13 protein-coding genes are annotated in these 15,696 nt (G+C 59.3%); 9 read left to right on the top strand and 4 right to left on the bottom strand.

The genetic code is table 11. The annotated features are described in order from the left end of the window. Positions 1 to 2: 2 nt before the first annotated feature. On the bottom strand, positions 3 to 1,445 hold the full coding sequence (locus tag AC13DD_RS09195) for a dihydrolipoyl dehydrogenase (protein ID WP_008173330.1): 1,443 nt from the start codon (positions 1,443 to 1,445) through the stop codon (positions 3 to 5). A 173-nt stretch (positions 1,446 to 1,618) separates the two neighbouring features. On the opposite strand from AC13DD_RS09195, the gene AC13DD_RS09190 reads away from it, so the two are divergent. After that, positions 1,619 to 2,290 (top strand): LysE family translocator, encoded by a 672-nt coding sequence (locus AC13DD_RS09190; protein WP_053113149.1) that lies wholly within the window; start codon positions 1,619 to 1,621, stop codon positions 2,288 to 2,290. Here AC13DD_RS09190 and AC13DD_RS09185 read toward each other — a convergent pair. Then, positions 2,235 to 3,287, bottom strand: coding sequence for a 3-deoxy-7-phosphoheptulonate synthase (locus tag AC13DD_RS09185; protein WP_014578460.1), 1,053 nt, complete (start codon positions 3,285 to 3,287; stop codon positions 2,235 to 2,237). The genes AC13DD_RS09190 and AC13DD_RS09185 overlap by 56 nt on opposite strands. A gap of 360 nt (positions 3,288 to 3,647) precedes the next feature. On the opposite strand from AC13DD_RS09185, the gene AC13DD_RS09180 reads away from it, so the two are divergent. Beyond that, a complete protein-coding gene (locus AC13DD_RS09180) occupies positions 3,648 to 4,436 on the top strand; it encodes a secretin N-terminal domain-containing protein (protein ID WP_008173336.1) in 789 nt (262 codons plus the stop codon). A gap of 2 nt (positions 4,437 to 4,438) precedes the next feature. On the opposite strand, the gene AC13DD_RS09175 is transcribed toward AC13DD_RS09180, so the two are convergent. Beyond that, positions 4,439 to 4,945 carry a J domain-containing protein gene (locus tag AC13DD_RS09175; RefSeq protein ID WP_008173338.1) on the bottom strand — a complete coding sequence of 169 codons (507 nt, stop codon included), beginning with the start codon at positions 4,943 to 4,945 and terminating at the stop codon, positions 4,439 to 4,441. Positions 4,946 to 5,171: 226 nt separating this feature from the next. On the opposite strand from AC13DD_RS09175, the gene AC13DD_RS09170 reads away from it, so the two are divergent. The 6 genes from AC13DD_RS09170 (at position 5,172) to AC13DD_RS09145 (ending at position 13,519) form a co-directional block, all read left to right on the top strand. After that, entirely contained in the window at positions 5,172 to 6,272 is a 1,101-nt protein-coding gene (locus tag AC13DD_RS09170) for an efflux RND transporter periplasmic adaptor subunit (protein WP_008173339.1), read from the top strand. Then, positions 6,272 to 9,361, top strand: a complete 3,090-nt coding sequence (locus tag AC13DD_RS09165; RefSeq protein WP_482931073.1) for an efflux RND transporter permease subunit — start codon at positions 6,272 to 6,274, stop codon at positions 9,359 to 9,361. The genes AC13DD_RS09170 and AC13DD_RS09165 overlap by 1 nt, the downstream gene beginning before the upstream one ends. 202 nt (positions 9,362 to 9,563) lie before the next feature. Further along, positions 9,564 to 9,878 (top strand): DUF3301 domain-containing protein, encoded by a 315-nt coding sequence (locus AC13DD_RS09160; protein WP_008173344.1) that lies wholly within the window; start codon positions 9,564 to 9,566, stop codon positions 9,876 to 9,878. Positions 9,879 to 10,007: 129 nt separating this feature from the next. Next, a complete protein-coding gene (locus AC13DD_RS09155; RefSeq protein WP_008173346.1) occupies positions 10,008 to 10,934 on the top strand; it encodes an esterase/lipase family protein in 927 nt (308 codons plus the stop codon). Positions 10,935 to 10,941: 7 nt separating this feature from the next. Continuing rightward, positions 10,942 to 12,045 (top strand): lipase secretion chaperone, encoded by a 1,104-nt coding sequence (locus AC13DD_RS09150; protein WP_041646388.1) that lies wholly within the window; start codon positions 10,942 to 10,944, stop codon positions 12,043 to 12,045. 79 nt (positions 12,046 to 12,124) lie between these two features. Continuing rightward, the gene (locus tag AC13DD_RS09145; protein ID WP_482931072.1) at positions 12,125 to 13,519 is read left to right on the top strand and encodes a sensor histidine kinase; all 1,395 of its coding nucleotides are present in this window, start codon (positions 12,125 to 12,127) and stop codon (positions 13,517 to 13,519) included. Here the strand turns inward: AC13DD_RS09145 and AC13DD_RS09140 are convergent. Further along, a complete protein-coding gene (locus AC13DD_RS09140) occupies positions 13,452 to 14,051 on the bottom strand; it encodes a response regulator transcription factor (protein ID WP_482931071.1) in 600 nt (199 codons plus the stop codon). The two genes, AC13DD_RS09145 and AC13DD_RS09140, sit on opposite strands and share 68 nt — an antisense overlap. A gap of 289 nt (positions 14,052 to 14,340) precedes the next feature. Between AC13DD_RS09140 and AC13DD_RS09135 the strand changes: the two genes are divergently transcribed. After that, positions 14,341 to 15,639: a substrate-binding domain-containing protein gene (locus tag AC13DD_RS09135; protein ID WP_227507831.1), complete on the top strand. Its 1,299-nt coding sequence runs from the start codon at positions 14,341 to 14,343 to the stop codon at positions 15,637 to 15,639. The last annotated feature ends 57 nt before the right edge of the window (positions 15,640 to 15,696 follow it).

The following is a 15,696-nucleotide window of genomic DNA, read 5'->3' as shown; positions in this document are numbered from 1 at the left end:
GCTCAGACACCCGGCCCGCAATCGGTGCAACCCTCCTCTGGCGCCGGTCCGATGCTGAGGTTGCGGTTCAGGTCCTTGAGCGCGGTCCTCAGGCCTTCTTCGATAACCGGATGATAAAACGGCATTTCCAGCATCTCGGTGACGGTCAGCCTTCGCTGGGCAGACCATGCGAGCAGGTGGGCAATATGCTCCGCGGCCGGACCAAACATCTCTGCGCCCATGAACAGGCCGCTTCCATGCTCTCCATAAACTCTGAGTAGGCCCCGGTTCTTGCCGATAACCCGACTGCGGCCCTGATCCTCGAAGGACACCTCTCCAACGGCGAAACAGCCGCGGCAGCGCTCATCAACCTGGTGAATCGTCAGCCCCACCGTCGCAATCTGCGGATCGGTGAAGACCACGGCCAACGGCGTGCGGCGAAGCCCGGTTCGCACATCCGGGTATGACCCGGCGTTATCGCCCGCGATCCGGCCCTCGTCGGCTGCCTCATGCAACAGCGGCAGACTGTTATTGGCATCGCCTGCGATAAATATGTGGCTCTGGCCACAGCGCAGGGTATGGGGATCAAACAGGGGCCCTCCCTTTTTATCCAGCTCAATACCGGCGTTCTGGATATCCAGCCCGTCGACGTTAGGACGACGCCCGGTAGCCGCCAGCAGGTAATCGAAGGTTTCCGTCGTTGCACCGGCGTTGCCACTCTCAAAGGTAATGGCAACGCCCTCTTCAACACGTTCAACCTTCTTTACATCCGAATCCGGATCCAGAGGAAATTCTTCATTAAACGTTTTCAGCGCGTAATTCCGGATGGTTTCATCCTGGATAGGACCAACCGAACCGCCAACCCCGAACATACGGACACGCACACCCAGCCTGCTCAGGGCCTGGCCCAACTCCAGACCAATCACCCCCGGGCCAAAGACTGCCACCGAATCGGGAAGATCCTGCCATTCGAAGATATCGTCGTTTACAACCAGCCGATCCTTGGCATCTTTCAGGAACCCGGGAACATTGGGTCGGGAGCCAGTGGCGATGATGATACGCCCCGCCTCAACCTCGACATTGCCGTCGACGACCAGACGATTCGGGCTGGCAAACCGGGCGTGGCCTTCCATTCGATGCGCATCCGGAAACTTCTCGACCGAATCAATCACCGAAGCAACAAAGCGGTCCCGTTCGCTTCGCACCCTTTCCATCACCCGCTTTCCGTCGATCCTGATATCCCCGGCAGACACGCCGAAAAGCTCACCAAGCTGCATCTGATGAGCGTTATCAGCGGCCGCGATCAACAACTTGCTCGGCATACACCCGACTCTGGCGCAGGTGGTTCCATAATGGCCGCCTTCGATCAGCACAACCTTGTCGGTTAGTTTGCGCACGCGCTGGTAAGCCACCATACCGGCGGTTCCAGCTCCGATAATGGCAACGTCTACGGTTCGCTTTTCCATACAAGGGTCTCCTGACAGGCATTCCCGGAATCGGGAACAGGGAAGATTGGGACGGCTGTGCCCCCAGTATAGAAGCCGTGACAAGTTTCACCCACACGATGAAAAACGCACCGATTCCGCCTATGCTGTCAGACTTTTCAGGCAACGGACGTCTCAACGGAGGAATTGGGAAGATGCAGAGTTACTGGCCGGAATTTCTGACGGTAGCCTTTGTCCACCTGCTGGCAGTGGCCAGTCCCGGGCCGGACTTTGCCGTGATGCTCAGACAGGCTCTGTGCCAGACCCGGCGAAACGCGCTGCTAAGCGCCATTGGTATCGGCGGGGGCATTCTGGTGCATGTGTGTTATTCACTGCTGGGCATTGGCCTGCTGATCCAGCAATCGATCGTGCTCTTCAATGTTCTCAAGGTGCTGGGGGCACTTTACCTTGCCTGGATTGCCGTCCAGTGCCTGCGGGCAAGGGCCGGCGGCATTCATGTGGAACAGGATCCGACGGGTGGACAGTCCGGTATCGCAGCCCTGCGATTGGGCTTTCTGACCAACGCGTTGAACCCCAAGGCAACGCTGTTCTTTGTGTCCCTTTTCTCTGTTGTGATCAGCCCAGGCACACCCATTGTGCTCCAGGCCGGCTATGGCATTTACATGGCCCTGGCCACGGCACTCTGGTTCGCCATGGTTGCCATTTTCTTTACCCTGCCCCGCGTCCGCCGCGGGTTTAACCGGTTCGGGCACTGGCTCGACCGGCTGATGGGCGGCGTTCTCCTGTTGCTGGCCGGACAGCTACTGCTGTCTACAGTGAGCGGATCAGAGCCTCCGTCTGCGCCCATCCAAGACACGGATCGGTGATCGAACAGCCGTAGCGCAGATCTTCGCCGTCGTCCTGACGCCCCGGCTCCAGGAAGCTTTCCAGCATCAGACCCCGGATATGGTGGTTACCGGCGCGGCGCTGCGCCATCACGTCCTGGGCAATATCCAGCTGTCGTTCTGACTGCTTGCAGGCGTTGTCGTGACTGCAGTCCACCATGACGGCTGTGGACAATCCCGCCTCTGCCAGGGCGCCCACGGCCTGCTCAATGCTGGCCGCATCGTAATTGGTGATACCGCGGCCACCGCGCAACACCAGATGGGTGTCGGGGTTGCCCCGGGTGGTAATCATCACCGGCGCGCCTGTTGCCGAAACCCCAAGATGATGATGGGGATGGGACGCCGACTTCATGGCATTGGTAGCGACAGCGATACCACCATCGGTGCCATTCTTGAAGCCGGTCGGCATGGGTAGCCCACTGACTATCTCCCGATGCACCTGCGACTCGGTGGTTCGGGCACCAATAGCCGTCCAGCTCACCAGATCCCCGAGGTAATCCATGGCGAACGGGCTCAGGGCTTCGGTGGCCAGTGGCAGCCCCATGGCAGCCAGATTCAGGAGCAGGCGGCGGGAGCGACGCAGACCCTCATGCAGATCGCCTGCACCCGTGCGCTCGGGGTCGTACAACAGCCCTTTCCAACCCACCGTGGTCCGAGGCTTTTCCAGGTAGGCCCGCATAACGATAAGGAAGCGATCACTGACTTCATCCGCCAGGGCTTTCAGCTTTTCCCCGTATTCGAGTGCGGCCACCTCATCGTGGATGGAGCAGGGCCCCATGACGATCAGCGTTCTCGTGTCGCTGCCCTGCAGAATCCGCCGGATTGCCTGCCGGTGTTCATCGACCTGCCGGACAATGTCGTCGCTGGCCGGCATCTGAAGTTTGAGCTCCGCCGGCGTTGGCAGAACCACTTCTTCCCGGTGGGTGGCCGGTGATCCGACTACCTGGTGTGTCAGTTCAGTGTTCAAGGACATATTCATGTCAGTGCTTCCGTTTCCCTGCGTCAGAATCAAAAAAGCCCCGGCTGGTGGGCTACCAGTCGGGGCTTTTCGAGTCCGGTGGCAGCCTGGGTTTTCTGCCGGGCTGCCTTCCTCGTTATTCGTTCGATGAAGATCCTATGGGCGGCCCCGGCTCTGGCTAAAATAAAAGCCATAACCAAACCACCAGAAAAACACAGCAGCGACTGCAGCCGCCGGCTTGGCGCCGAAAGCTTGCAAAACATTCAATTGACAGGTCGCGTGTGTCGTCTTCATGCTTTTCAATATATACCCACGGTTTTCACCTTGGCAACCCGCATGCCGGAGTTTTTTCACCACCGACATCAGGGTTGGGAGCAATCAATGGTCTATTTTGTCCGACGATATCCTCTGCAGCTGGCCCTGGCGTTCTTGCTTGGGCTGATCTCCAGCCAGGTTCTGGCCCAGGCCGAGTCCCGCACCTACCAGCTCAACAACAGGCCGGGCGACGATGTGGCGGTGCAGATCCGCGAGCTCTATCAGGGCTCGCCCGTAACCGTGACTGCAAGGGGGCAACAACTGGTGGTGCGCGGCGAACCGCCCTTGCTGGAGGAAATCGGACGGCTTGTCGAAACGCTGGATGTAGCGCCAGTCCAGGTTCGGATCACCGTTCGCTCCAGAACCGACAGCGGCGGCAAGCGCTCAGGTGCCGGCATCTCCGCGTCCAACGGGCAGGCAGGAATATCCGCAGAGCGTCGCGTTACCAGTACCGGCAGCGCTCAGGAACGATCAGTGATCATGCAGGATGGCCAGTCGGCACACATCACCTCGGGCCAGGTCCGGACAATCCCCGTCGCTGTTCGTGGTGGCCGAAATCCTGCTGCCTTTCTACAGCAGGTCGAAACGCGCAGTGGCTTTCTGGTCAGCCCCCAGGTTATTTCTGATCAGGCGGTCGAACTGAGCATTGTTTCCTTCGAGGAAGAACCGGCAAACCTGAACGGCTACGAAACGGAGGCTGTAGTCACCATCCGGCGTGTGGAGCCGGGACAGTGGGTAACACTGGGAAGCACCGCAACCCGATCAACCCAGGAGCGCAGTGGCATTACCTATCAGGTGAACAGCAGTCGGTCCGAGAACCGGAGTTTTGAAGTGCGGGTCGACGTTTTGCCCTGATATCAGGCGTGGCGCTTGCCCAGCAGGACCTGCTTGGCTTCGTTCAGTTTGGCCGCCAGGTAGTCGTTCCCGCCGCGATCCGGGTGCAGTTTCTGCATGAGCCGGCGGTGGGCCATCACGATGTCCTCCTCGGCACAACCGGCTTTCACGCCGAGGATATCGCAGGCTTCGCGCTCTGACATCTGGCCGACCAGATCAGCGCCCGGACCAGCGTGATCGTTCCCCTGCGCATGCCCGTCTTCCCGCTGTTTCGACCCCATGAACCGGTTGATTTCAGGGGCAAACTTCAACAAGGCGGGGAGTTTGCGCAACAGCGGAATAACGGCCGCCACCGCCGCTGTAAGCACATGGATCCGGCCCGTTAGCACCATAAACACCAGCAGTGCGCCGCCCACGACCAGGATAACTTTCCAGGTGGCCGCCTTCTTCTTTTCGGCGGACAACGCACCCCATTGTTTCAGAATCACAAACACGGCGGCTGCCAACGCGATTCCCAGAATCCACTGCATTGTTGATCCTCACCCTGAATACCGTCGTAATTCTGTCACTGTCGCCTGTTACATTACCAGTGCCCTGCGCGGAAAACCCCCCGCCAAGAAAACGACCATGATATCTGTCAAATCTGACCAATCCGAAGTCTAGATAGAAATACTTACAACCCGGTGACATTAGCGACCCTGTTTTGTAGGATGCTATGCTTCCCAAAATCTGACACAGATCCTCAGGACCCGAATCATGCGCACTGCTTCCCGCTTTCTGATCGTCATTATATTTCTCGGCGTAGTGCTCGGAGGCATCTTCGGCTACAAATTCTACCAGTTTGGCCAGATGCAAGAGCAGATGTCCCAGCCCCAACCGCCGGCGCAGATTTCCGCCGTTGAGGCTCAGAACGAAGCCTGGACACCGGCCATCAAGGCCGTGGGCAGTGTTGAAGCCATTAACGGCATCCGGGTTGCCAATGAGGTACCCGGTGTGATTGAGGCCATCAATTTCGAATCCGGCGACGTGGTCAAACAGGGCGATGTATTGATCCGCATTGACGCCGCCATTGATGAGGCTGCCCTTCGCACTCGCCGTGCCGAGGCGCAACTGGCCGAGCAGGAATTCAAACGGGTATCCGACCTGTTACCCAAGCGCGCAGTGTCGCAGTCCCAATACGATGAAGCCAAGGCCAATTTCGACGCCGCCCGCGCGCGGGTCAATGAAGCCGAGGCCCAGTTGAGCAAGAAAATTATCCGCGCGCCCTTCGATGGCACGCTCGGTATCCGGATGGTCGACCAGGGCGAATACATTGCCACCGGCACCCCAATTGTCGAGATCAACATGCTGGATCCGATTTATGTCGACTATACCCTGTCCGAGAAAAACCTGCCGAACGTAGCAACAGGCTATCCGGTGGTCGCCACCGTCGCAGCTGTTCCGGAGCAGGATTTCGAGGGTTCCGTCAGCGCAATCAACACCTCGGTTAACCCGGAGACCCGGACTGTCCGGGTTCGCGCCACGCTGTCTAACCCGGACAACCTCTTACGCCCTGGCATGTTTGCCACCGTATTGACGCAGCAACCGGAAGACAACGAGGTAGTCACGGTGCCGCGCACCGCCATCTCCTACAACACTTACGGCGACTTTGTGTTTGTCGTTGAAGAGAATGACGACGGGAATCTGGTGGTTAATCGTCGCACGGTAACCACCGGCGAAACCCGCAACACCCGCGTAGCCGTTCTGTCCGGGCTGGAAGCCGGTGAAACCGTTGTAGAGAAGGGGTTGCTGCGCCTGCGCGCAGGTCAGAAAGTTGCCATTCAGGACGAAGAGCAGAAGCAGGGGGCGTCTGAGTAATGCGCTTCACCGACATTTTTATCCACCGTCCCGTACTGGCGACGGTGGTCAGCCTGCTGATTCTGCTTCTGGGCGCCCGCGCTGCCATGGAAATGGAAATCCGGCAGTACCCTGAGCTTGAAAGCACCACGGTGACCGTGACAACGGCCTACCCCGGTGCCAGCTCCGACCTGATCAAAGGCTTTATTACCACGCCGCTGCAGCAGGCCATTGCCGAGGCGAGTGGCATTGACTATCTCACATCCACAAGCTCGCAGGGCACTTCCACCATTGAAGCCAAAATGGTGCTGAACTATGACGCCAACGCAGCCCTTGCTGAAATCCAGGCGAAGGTGGCGAGCCAGCGCAACGTTCTGCCGGCGGAGGCCCAGGACCCGGTCATCACCTCCACCACCGGTGACTCAACCGCCCTGATGTATATCGCCTTCTACAGTAACGAGCTGGCGGTGCCCGAGATCACCGACTACCTGACCCGCGTTGTCCAGCCCCGACTGCAGGCGCTTTCCGGTGTCGGCAAGGCCGAACTGCTGGGGCGTAAATTTGCCCTTCGGGTTTGGCTGGATCCGGAGCGCCTGGCGGCCGTCGACATGACACCGCAGGAGGTAGTCGCAAAGCTCCGCGCCAACAACTACCAGGCTGCCGTAGGTAACACCAAGGGCACCTACACCGAAATCAGCATGACCAGCGACACCGACGTCGCTGATCCGGATGCGTTCCGCAACCTTGTCGTCAAACAGTCCGAAGGCACCCAGATCCGACTGCAGGACATCGCCCGAGTCGAACTGGGCTCGGAGACCTACGATCAACTGGCTCTTTACAAGGGACAGCCTGCCACTTACGTGGCGATTGAACTGGCCCCCGGAGCCAACCCGCTGACCGTCGCCGGCCTGGTGAAGGGCGAGCTGCCGGACATCGAAAGCCAACTACCTTCGGGCCTGGATGTTCGCCTGGCTTACGACGCCTCAGACTTTATCGAAGATTCCATCAACGAGGTTATCCAGACACTGCTGGAAGCCATGATCATCGTTCTGGTGGTGGTGTTCCTCTGCCTCGGCTCGGTTCGGGCTTCGATTGTTCCGTCGGTTGCGGTGCCGCTGTCACTGATTGGCGGCGCCTTCATCATGTTGATGTTCGGTTTCTCGCTGAACCTGCTTACCCTGCTGTCGATGGTTCTCGCCATCGGTCTCGTTGTGGATGACGCCATTATCATGGTAGAGAACGTTCACCGGCACATTGAGCAGGGAGAATCCCGTTTTGACGCCGCAATCAACGGTGCGCGGGAAATGGCGGTTCCCATCATTGCCATGACCACCACCCTGGTGGCGGTGTACGCCCCGATCGGCTTCATGGGCGGGCTTGTTGGCTCCCTGTTTACGGAGTTCGCCTTCACGCTGGCCGGTACCGTGGTTATTTCCGGCATTGTTGCCCTGACGCTTTCTCCGATGCTGTCGGGCAAGGTTCTCAAACCCCACGGCAACCCGGGTAAATTCGAAAACCTGGTAGAGAAAACGTTCAACGGCCTCGCCGCCACCTACAAGTCGGCCCTGAGCTCACTGATGCAAACCAAGTCGGTCGTGGTTTTCTTCGCCGTCGTGGTGCTGGGCTCAATCTATTTCATGGTCTCCATGAGCCAGAACGAGCTGGCTCCCACCGAGGACCAGGGCATTCTGTTCTATCAGGGGCTTGGCCCACAGACGTCGACACTGGATTACCTGCTGGAGCACGGCGATGAAATCCAGGAGCGTATGTCGACGGTTCCGGGCTACAACGAAGACTTCATGATCATCGGGATCACCGGCCCGAATGCCGTATTCGGTGGTTTCAAGATGGCGCCCTGGAGCGAGCGGGAAATCAGCCAGTTTGAGGCCCAGCCCAAACTTGATGCCGAGCTCAAAAACGTCACCGGGCTGCAAACCGCAGTCTTCCCGCGCCCCTCACTGCCGGGCTCCGGCGGCGGTTTGCCGTTCCAGTTCGTAATCACCACCGGCAACAACTATGAACAGCTGGACCAGGTGGCTGACGAACTGCTCGGCAAAGCCATGGGCAGCGGTAACTTCATGTTCCTGCAGAAGTCCATCAACTTTGATCGTCCGATCACGCGTATCAACGTTGATCGGGACCGGGTGGCGGACCTTGGCCTGTCCATGCAGGACGTCGGCCAGAGCCTGTCGAGCATGCTCGGAGGCGGCTACATCAACCGGTTCAGCATGGAGGGCCGTTCCTACCAGGTCATTCCTCAGGTAGATCAGCAGTTCCGGCTGGACGCCCAGGCCCTCAATGAGTACTACATTCGGGCAGACAACGGCGAACTGGTGCCGCTGGGCAGCGTCGTCAGCTTCACCCAGGACGTTGAGCCATCCAACCGGACCCAGTTCAACCAGCAGAACTCGCTGACCCTTCAGGGTGTGGTTATGCCCGGGGTGGCCGCTGGCACTGCCATGGATTTCATGGAGCAGACCGCCGCCGAAGTGTTCCCGCAGGGTTACACCTACGACTATACCGGCCAGACAAGACAGTTGGCCACCCAGGGCAGCGCATTGATGGTGACCTTCTTCCTGTCGCTGCTGGTCATCTACCTGGTTCTGGCAGCCCAGTTCGAAAGCTGGCGGGACCCGTTCATCATCCTGGTTTCGGTACCCATGTCGGTAGCCGGGGCAATGGCGTTCATCGTGCTCGGATTTGCCACCATGAACATCTATACCCAGGTGGGTCTGATCACGCTGATCGGGGTGGTGTCCAAGAACGGTATCCTGATTGTCGAGTTCGCCAACCAGTTGCAGAAGGAGCGTGGGCTTAACAAAGTGGACGCGGTCATCGAGGCTGCCGCCATTCGTCTGCGGCCAATCATCATGACATCACTGGCGCTGATCTTTGCCATGGTGCCTCTGCTGATTGCCATCGGCCCGGGTGCAGAAAGCCGCTTTGCCATCGGCCTGACCATCAGCGCAGGTCTTGGTATCGGCACCCTGTTCACTATCTTTGTCTTACCGGCGTTCTATATCCTGCTGGGCCGTGATCATCACGGTTCCGGCGAAGATAAAGAGGGCCACGGCTCGGGACTTGAAGGAAAGACGGCTCCGTCTCACTGATCCGGTGTAAGACACCAGGTCCGGCCACGGCAACGTGAGCCGGGCTTTTTTGGGCCGTGCTGATCCGCCATTTTCTGCTGATGCCATGCGGGTGACGGTTGCCGGCACCGGCAGCAGAGAAGCAGCAACGATTCCCCAAGCCGACGCAATAGGGTAGGCTGGCGATCATCCCTCTGAGCAACCGTGGAAGATCGCTGAGACCGTGACTCTTGGAACCCTGTTCTGGCTATTCGTGGCCGGATTCGCTGTCTGGTACTGGTGGCGCGCCAAAGCCATCAAGGATTTCGTGCTCCAGGCAGCGCGTCGCTATTGCAAAAGCATGGACGTGATGCTGCTGGATGATGCGGTATTCCTCCGTGGTCTATGGTTCAAACGCGACGATCAGGGGCGGATCCGAGTCTGGCGCCGCTTCCTGTTCGATTTCACATCCACCGGTGAGGAGCGCTACACCGGCCGTATCATCATGCTGGGCCAGCGCATCCAGCATATGGAGCTGGAACCCCACCGGTTTTCCTGAATACGCAGCCTTCCTGTCCTCACCCATTTGGGCGATTCCTGATCGCTCCTGACATACCAATAATCGACAACGCATCGACGACCGTCGGCTGCCTGATGCAGCCGTCAACAAAAACAACAGGAGTCACACATGCGTATTCGATTTACCACAGCAGTTGTGCTGGGGCTGGCCTTGCTGTCCGCCTCATTTTCAAGCCACGCCGGCTACACCCAGACCCGCCACCCGATTGTCCTGGTTCACGGCGTCACCGGGTTCAACACCATCGGCGGCCTGGTGAACTACTTCCATACCATTCCCTGGAATCTTGAGCGCAGTGGCGCACAGGTCTATTCCGCCAGCGTGTCCTTCGTCAACAGCAGTGAGCAGCGGGGCCAGCAACTGGCGAACTACGTCAACAGCCTCGGCCATTCCAAAGTCAACCTGATGGCCCACAGCCAGGGCGCGCCTACCTCCCGGGTGACGGCAGCCCTGATTCCTCACCGTATTGCCTCAATCACCTCCATCGACGGCGTTAACAAGGGCTCCAAAGTGGCCGATGTGGTCCGGGGAATCCTTCCGCCGGGTAGCTATGTCGAAGGCGGCGCCAACGCCATCGCCAACGCCCTGGGCGATCTGATCAATGCCTTGTCCGGAGCAGACAACCCTCAGAACGGGCTGGCGGCGCTGGAGACCCTCACCACACCTGGCACAACCAGCCTGAACGATGCCCTTGGCTGGAAAGGCGTGAACCGGAATAGCTGCGCCGGAACCAGCGAGGATGTCTGGATAGACGGCAATCGCATCAAGTTCTTTTCCTGGACCGGCCGGGGCGTGTGGACCAATGCGTTCGACATTACCGACCCGTTCCTGGGTATCACTTCACTGGCCTTTGGCAGCGAGCCCAACGACGGGCTGGTAGGCGTCTGCTCAACCATGATGGGCCGGGTGATCGGCACCCACTACGACATGAACCACGTGGACGCCATAAACCACCTTCTCGGAGCCCGTTCTCTGTGGACCAACCCTGTCACCCTTTACCGCACCCAGGCCAACCGGCTTAAAAACCGCGGTCTGTGAGGTGACCATGAAGCGGACATCCATCGAAGCGCGTCGGTGGCTGTTCCCGGGTGCACTGGCGGCCGTCCTGGTCGCCGGTGCTCTCTGGTATGGCCTTGCCGGAACAGCCCAGACAAACGCCGAAATTTCGGCTTCAATGCCACCATCATCCGCGGCCCCGGCGAAGTCGCCAACGCCAGCATCCGAGCACAGCGCCAAAGCGGTCCCGGAAGAGCCTTCTTCTGGACAGGAGCAATCCCGAACTCCTGATTCCCTCGGGCCGACCCCGTTTGCGGCGTCGCTATCAGGGACACAAATTGACGGCGCCCTGACAGCCGATGACAACGGCGAGCTGGTTATCAATCTCCGGGTGCGTGACTTTTTCGATTACTTCCTCAGCACGGTCGGCGAGGTGACTCCGGAAACAGCCATTCAACAGATCGAAACCATGGCCAGGAACCACTTGCCTGAACCCGCTTCCACCCAGGCGCTGGCGCTCCTCGATGAGTATCTCGCCTATAAACAGGCGTCACTGCAAGTCCTGCAAACCCGACTCGACCCAGCCCGAACAGAGGATCCGGGCTATCAGCTGACGGCGCTGGGCGATGCCCTGGCACAGCTGAAAGAACTGCGCGCCAGCACCTTCAGCCCTGATGCCCACCGGGCTTTCTTCGGGCTTGAGGAGGCTTACAGCGAATACACACTGGCGACACTGGCCATTCAGCAGCGCACAGACCTGAGCGAACAGGGCAAACAGGCACTCGTACAGTGGCACCGCAATCAGTTGCCCGAGGAATTGAGGACAACCGAAAAACACCTTCACGCGAGCAGCCGACAACAACAGGCCCGGACAGCAGCCATTGAATCTGCCTCGTCTCCGGAAGCCGCCGGCAGGCAACTGGAAGAGCTTGGCGTGGGTCCGGACGGTGTCGAGAGCGTCGTAAAGTATCTCAAGCAGCGTAAGCGCTTCGACCAGCGCTTCGATGCGTTCCGGGACGCGATGGAACGGGAGGAATCCTCGGGTCTGACCGAGGCCGACATCCAGGAACAGCAAGAAGCTCTGCTGGAACAGCATTTCCCGGATGAGCAGGACAGAACCTGGGCACGGCTGAAGATGCTCGGTAACGGCTGACCGGAATGTGCTCGGGTTCGCGAAGCCAGTCGGCCGGGGCGGATACAATCCAGAAACCTGCCCGACACTGGAAACGGCCATGACAACCGAGCAGATCAGACAACAACAGGCCGCCGGATTTCGGAACCTGCGCTTTGCGCCCGATCTGGAGGAGGCTTACCAGCGAACCCGGTCCGGACTGATCCGACAGCGAGCCCGGCCCGTTTCAGTGGCCGGCCTGTTCCTTTTTTTGATCTACGCGGTTATGGATGCATTGACCCTGCCGCCCGACCTGGCTCAGGTCACGGTCTCCATCCGGCTCGCCGTCACCTGCCCGGTGATTGCATCAGTTGTCTGGCTCGCCTACCGCGCGTCTCCCTCGGACAGGCTCTTCGAGCGAATCTATACACTGGCCTACCTGGTAGGTGGCCTGAGCGTGGTCGCAATCATAGCCGCCGCGCGACAGGTTGCCTTTCCGCTGCCCTACGAGGGCATGATCCTGATGCTCATGTTCGGATACTTTGCCATGGGGCTGCCGTTCTTCAGCGCGTCCATGGTCTCGCTTGTTCTGATCGTCGGCTACCTTCTGACCGAACTCTGGAGCGGTATGTCCGGCTCCGACATCGCGACCAACCTGTTTTTCCTGACCACGGCCAACCTTATCGGCATGGTTGGCGCCTGGACCAGTGAATACCGCCACCGAGCGCACTTTCTGGACCGTAAGCTGCTGGATCACATGCATCAGGCGGCCCGCGACGAGAGCCGGCGAAAAACGGAACTGATCACCGCAGCCAGCCATGACCTGCGCCAGCCTCTGAACGTGATCGACATAACGCTGGAAAGCCTGTCACCAAGCAAAGACGGCCCCGCAGCGCACCCGGCCACCCAACAGTTGCGGGACATGATTCGTCATCTCCGGCGCCTGCTGGGCACCGTATTCGACAGTGCAAGGCTCAACGAGGGCATGGTGCAAGCCGTTATCCGACCAACCACACTGGCACCGGTATTCCGGGATCTCAACGATTTGCTGGCGGACTCGCTTGGCAATAACAAGATAGAGGTTCGGATTGACCACCCGGGTAGTGATCTTCAGGTTATGGCGGATCCATCACTGTTGTCGCGGATCCTCCAGAACCTGATATTCAATGCGGTGCAACACAGCGGCGGTACTGCCGTTACCCTGTCAGCAAAAGCCATGGGCTCACATGTGTTGCTGGAAGTCGCGGATAACGGCATCGGCCTGCCATCCGGGCTGGTGGATAACCTGTTCTCACCCTACGTGAGGGGCGCAGGCCCCAGTGAGTATCCGGGCCTGGGACTTGGCCTGACCATTGTTCAGGAATTTGTTGCGCTGATGCGAGGAGAGTGCGGCGCCGAGTCGAGGTCCGGCGGGGGTTCTGTGTTCTGGGTCCGGCTTCCCGCGGCCGTCACAACCACCCACGAGCCCGGGCCAGATTCACGCATTCTGTCCGGTTGTGAACACCAAGCTGGGTAAAAATCGCCTTGAGATGGGTTTTCACCGTGTGCTCCGTCAAATTCAGGCTCTGGCAAATCCGTTTATTGGGAAAGCCCTGGGCCAACAACAGGAGCACGTCCATTTGCCTCGGGGTCAACGACAGCCCCGGTGCCACAGGATCGTTACCGCCAGGAAAATACCTCTCACCGCGGCTTACAGAGCGGACCATGCTCACCAGCGCCGACCGCCCGGCAGATTTCGCCAGAAAGCCACTGGCACCGGCTGCCTGCGCAGCTCTTACCGTGGATTCGTCTTCACTGCTGGAAATGATCACCACCGGAGGTGGCTCCCTGTGGCTTGCCAGCCTGGGTAACAACGCCAACCCTGTTTCGCCCTGCAAAGCGATATCGAGCAGGATCAGCTGAAAATCGTCCTGACGGACCAACAAATCCGAGGCGCCCTCAACGGTGCTGGCGATCACAACGGATTCGGCCAAGCCTTCCTGACGGATCAGGCCCGCCAACCCCTGGGAAAAAAGAGCATGGTCATCGACCAGCAACACCTTCTTCATGGGAACTGGTCGTGCGCCCGCAGCAGGGGCTTGCCCGGCTTTCGATGATATGGCATCCATGGATGTGCCTCTGCCCGCTGTGTTTATTTTTGTTACGGCGGATGCGTCACTATAGGCCAGCCGAACGCTGCGCTCCGCGCACTGCTTAACATTTTTTTACAGGGACCTACGGCCTTGCGTCCCAATGTGCAGGCAATGAAACACAAATGTCATATTTCTGAAGCATCCTTCCAGCTTCTCAACCAACTGTCTGGTAAGGGTTTTTCGAAAGATGCCGCGATTCACACGGATGACTGCAACACTCCCGGGACTGCTACTGCCCGCTCTTATGGCCTTTCAGGCCCAGGCCTATGACCTGGAAATTCACGGTTCCAATACCGTCGGCGCTACCCTGGCGCCAATGCTGGTTACCGGCTATCTGGAAGAGCATGGCGGCGGACAGGTTGCAGCCAGGGGTACCGGCGTGGAAAACGAAAAAATCCTGCGAGCGCCTGTGAACAATCGGGCGGCCGAGGTGCTGGTTGCAGCGCACGGATCAAGCACCGGCTTCAAGGCGATGGCCGCAGGCAAGGCCGACATCTGGGCCTCTTCCCGCCCGGTAAAACCGCAGGAAGCAGAGCAATTTCGCGCCCGGGCGGACCTCACTGCGCCCGAGAGCGAGCACGTTATTGCCATTGATGGCCTGGCCATTCTGGTGCACCCGTCCAACCCCGTAAGCAAAATGAGCATCGAAACCCTGGGCCGCGTATTCTCCGGGCAGATCCGGAACTGGTCTGAGCTGGGCGGCCCGGACCGCCCGATTCATCTCTACGCCAGAGATGACCGTTCCGGAACCTGGGACACCTTCAAATCCCTGGTTCTTGGAAAACAGTTCGAACTGGACAGCAACGCCAGGCGCTACGAATCCAACGACCAGCTGTCGGATGACGTAAGCAAGGATCCCTCGGGTATTGGTTTCTCGGGCCTCGCCTCAGTGCGTAACAGCAAACTCCTGGCGATCTCGGAAGGCAATGCCCCGGCGCTTCACCCCAACCAGCTCACCGTTGCCAGCGAGGATTATCCGCTATCACGACGCCTGTTCATGTACACGCCCGGGAGTGACGTCCCGCCACTTTCCGCAGGTCTGATTGGCTTTGCCCTCGGCCAGCAAGGCCAGGCACTGGTTGCAGAATCCGGATTCATCTCCCAGAACCCCATCGCGGTCAAGCCGGAATTCGACGAATCGACGCCCGAGAGTTTTCGCCGCCTGACCGGCAACTACCATCGCCTGACGGTCAATTTCCGTTTCTCCGAAGGCCGGACCAAGCTCGACAACAAGGCCCGCCGGGACCTGCAGCGAGTTCAGCAGTATCTGAACCAGAACGGCCGATCCGCTGACGACCTGTTACTAATCGGGTTCGCCGACACCCAGAGCCATGAATTACGTGCCCAGATGATTTCCGAGCTCCGGGCCCTGTCGGTCCGCAAGGCCCTGCAGGAAGTGAACGTGCCGGATGTTGCCTACACGGGTTATGGCCAGTACATGCCGGTGGGCGGCAGCGGCAGCCCGCGCAATGGTCGGGTGGAAGTCTGGATCAAATCCCGATAGCCGAGACCAAAGTCTGAGGAAAAACTGCGGCAATCACCTATCCGCCACGACATCACA

The organism is Marinobacter sp. L-13 (assembly GCF_056857715.1).
This window is presented reverse-complemented; position numbering and strand designations above follow the sequence as displayed.

Excerpts from the sequence above, each read along its gene's own strand:
- AC13DD_RS09140 (WP_482931071.1), bottom strand. The coding sequence starts at position 14,051 with ATGAAGAAGGTGTTGCTGGTCGATGACCATGCTCTTTTTTCCCAGGGG.
- AC13DD_RS09190 (WP_053113149.1), top strand. The coding sequence starts at position 1,619 with ATGCAGAGTTACTGGCCGGAATTTCTGACGGTAGCCTTTGTCCACCTG.
- AC13DD_RS09180 (WP_008173336.1), top strand. The coding sequence starts at position 3,648 with ATGGTCTATTTTGTCCGACGATATCCTCTGCAGCTGGCCCTGGCGTTC.
- AC13DD_RS09170 (WP_008173339.1), top strand. The coding sequence starts at position 5,172 with ATGCGCACTGCTTCCCGCTTTCTGATCGTCATTATATTTCTCGGCGTA.
- AC13DD_RS09145 (WP_482931072.1), top strand. The coding sequence starts at position 12,125 with ATGACAACCGAGCAGATCAGACAACAACAGGCCGCCGGATTTCGGAAC.
- AC13DD_RS09150 (WP_041646388.1), top strand. The coding sequence starts at position 10,942 with ATGAAGCGGACATCCATCGAAGCGCGTCGGTGGCTGTTCCCGGGTGCA.
- AC13DD_RS09155 (WP_008173346.1), top strand. The coding sequence starts at position 10,008 with ATGCGTATTCGATTTACCACAGCAGTTGTGCTGGGGCTGGCCTTGCTG.
- AC13DD_RS09135 (WP_227507831.1), top strand. The coding sequence starts at position 14,341 with ATGACTGCAACACTCCCGGGACTGCTACTGCCCGCTCTTATGGCCTTT.
- AC13DD_RS09185 (WP_014578460.1), bottom strand. The coding sequence starts at position 3,287 with ATGAATATGTCCTTGAACACTGAACTGACACACCAGGTAGTCGGATCA.
- AC13DD_RS09195 (WP_008173330.1), bottom strand. The coding sequence starts at position 1,445 with ATGGAAAAGCGAACCGTAGACGTTGCCATTATCGGAGCTGGAACCGCC.
- AC13DD_RS09165 (WP_482931073.1), top strand. The coding sequence starts at position 6,272 with ATGCGCTTCACCGACATTTTTATCCACCGTCCCGTACTGGCGACGGTG.
- AC13DD_RS09175 (WP_008173338.1), bottom strand. The coding sequence starts at position 4,945 with ATGCAGTGGATTCTGGGAATCGCGTTGGCAGCCGCCGTGTTTGTGATT.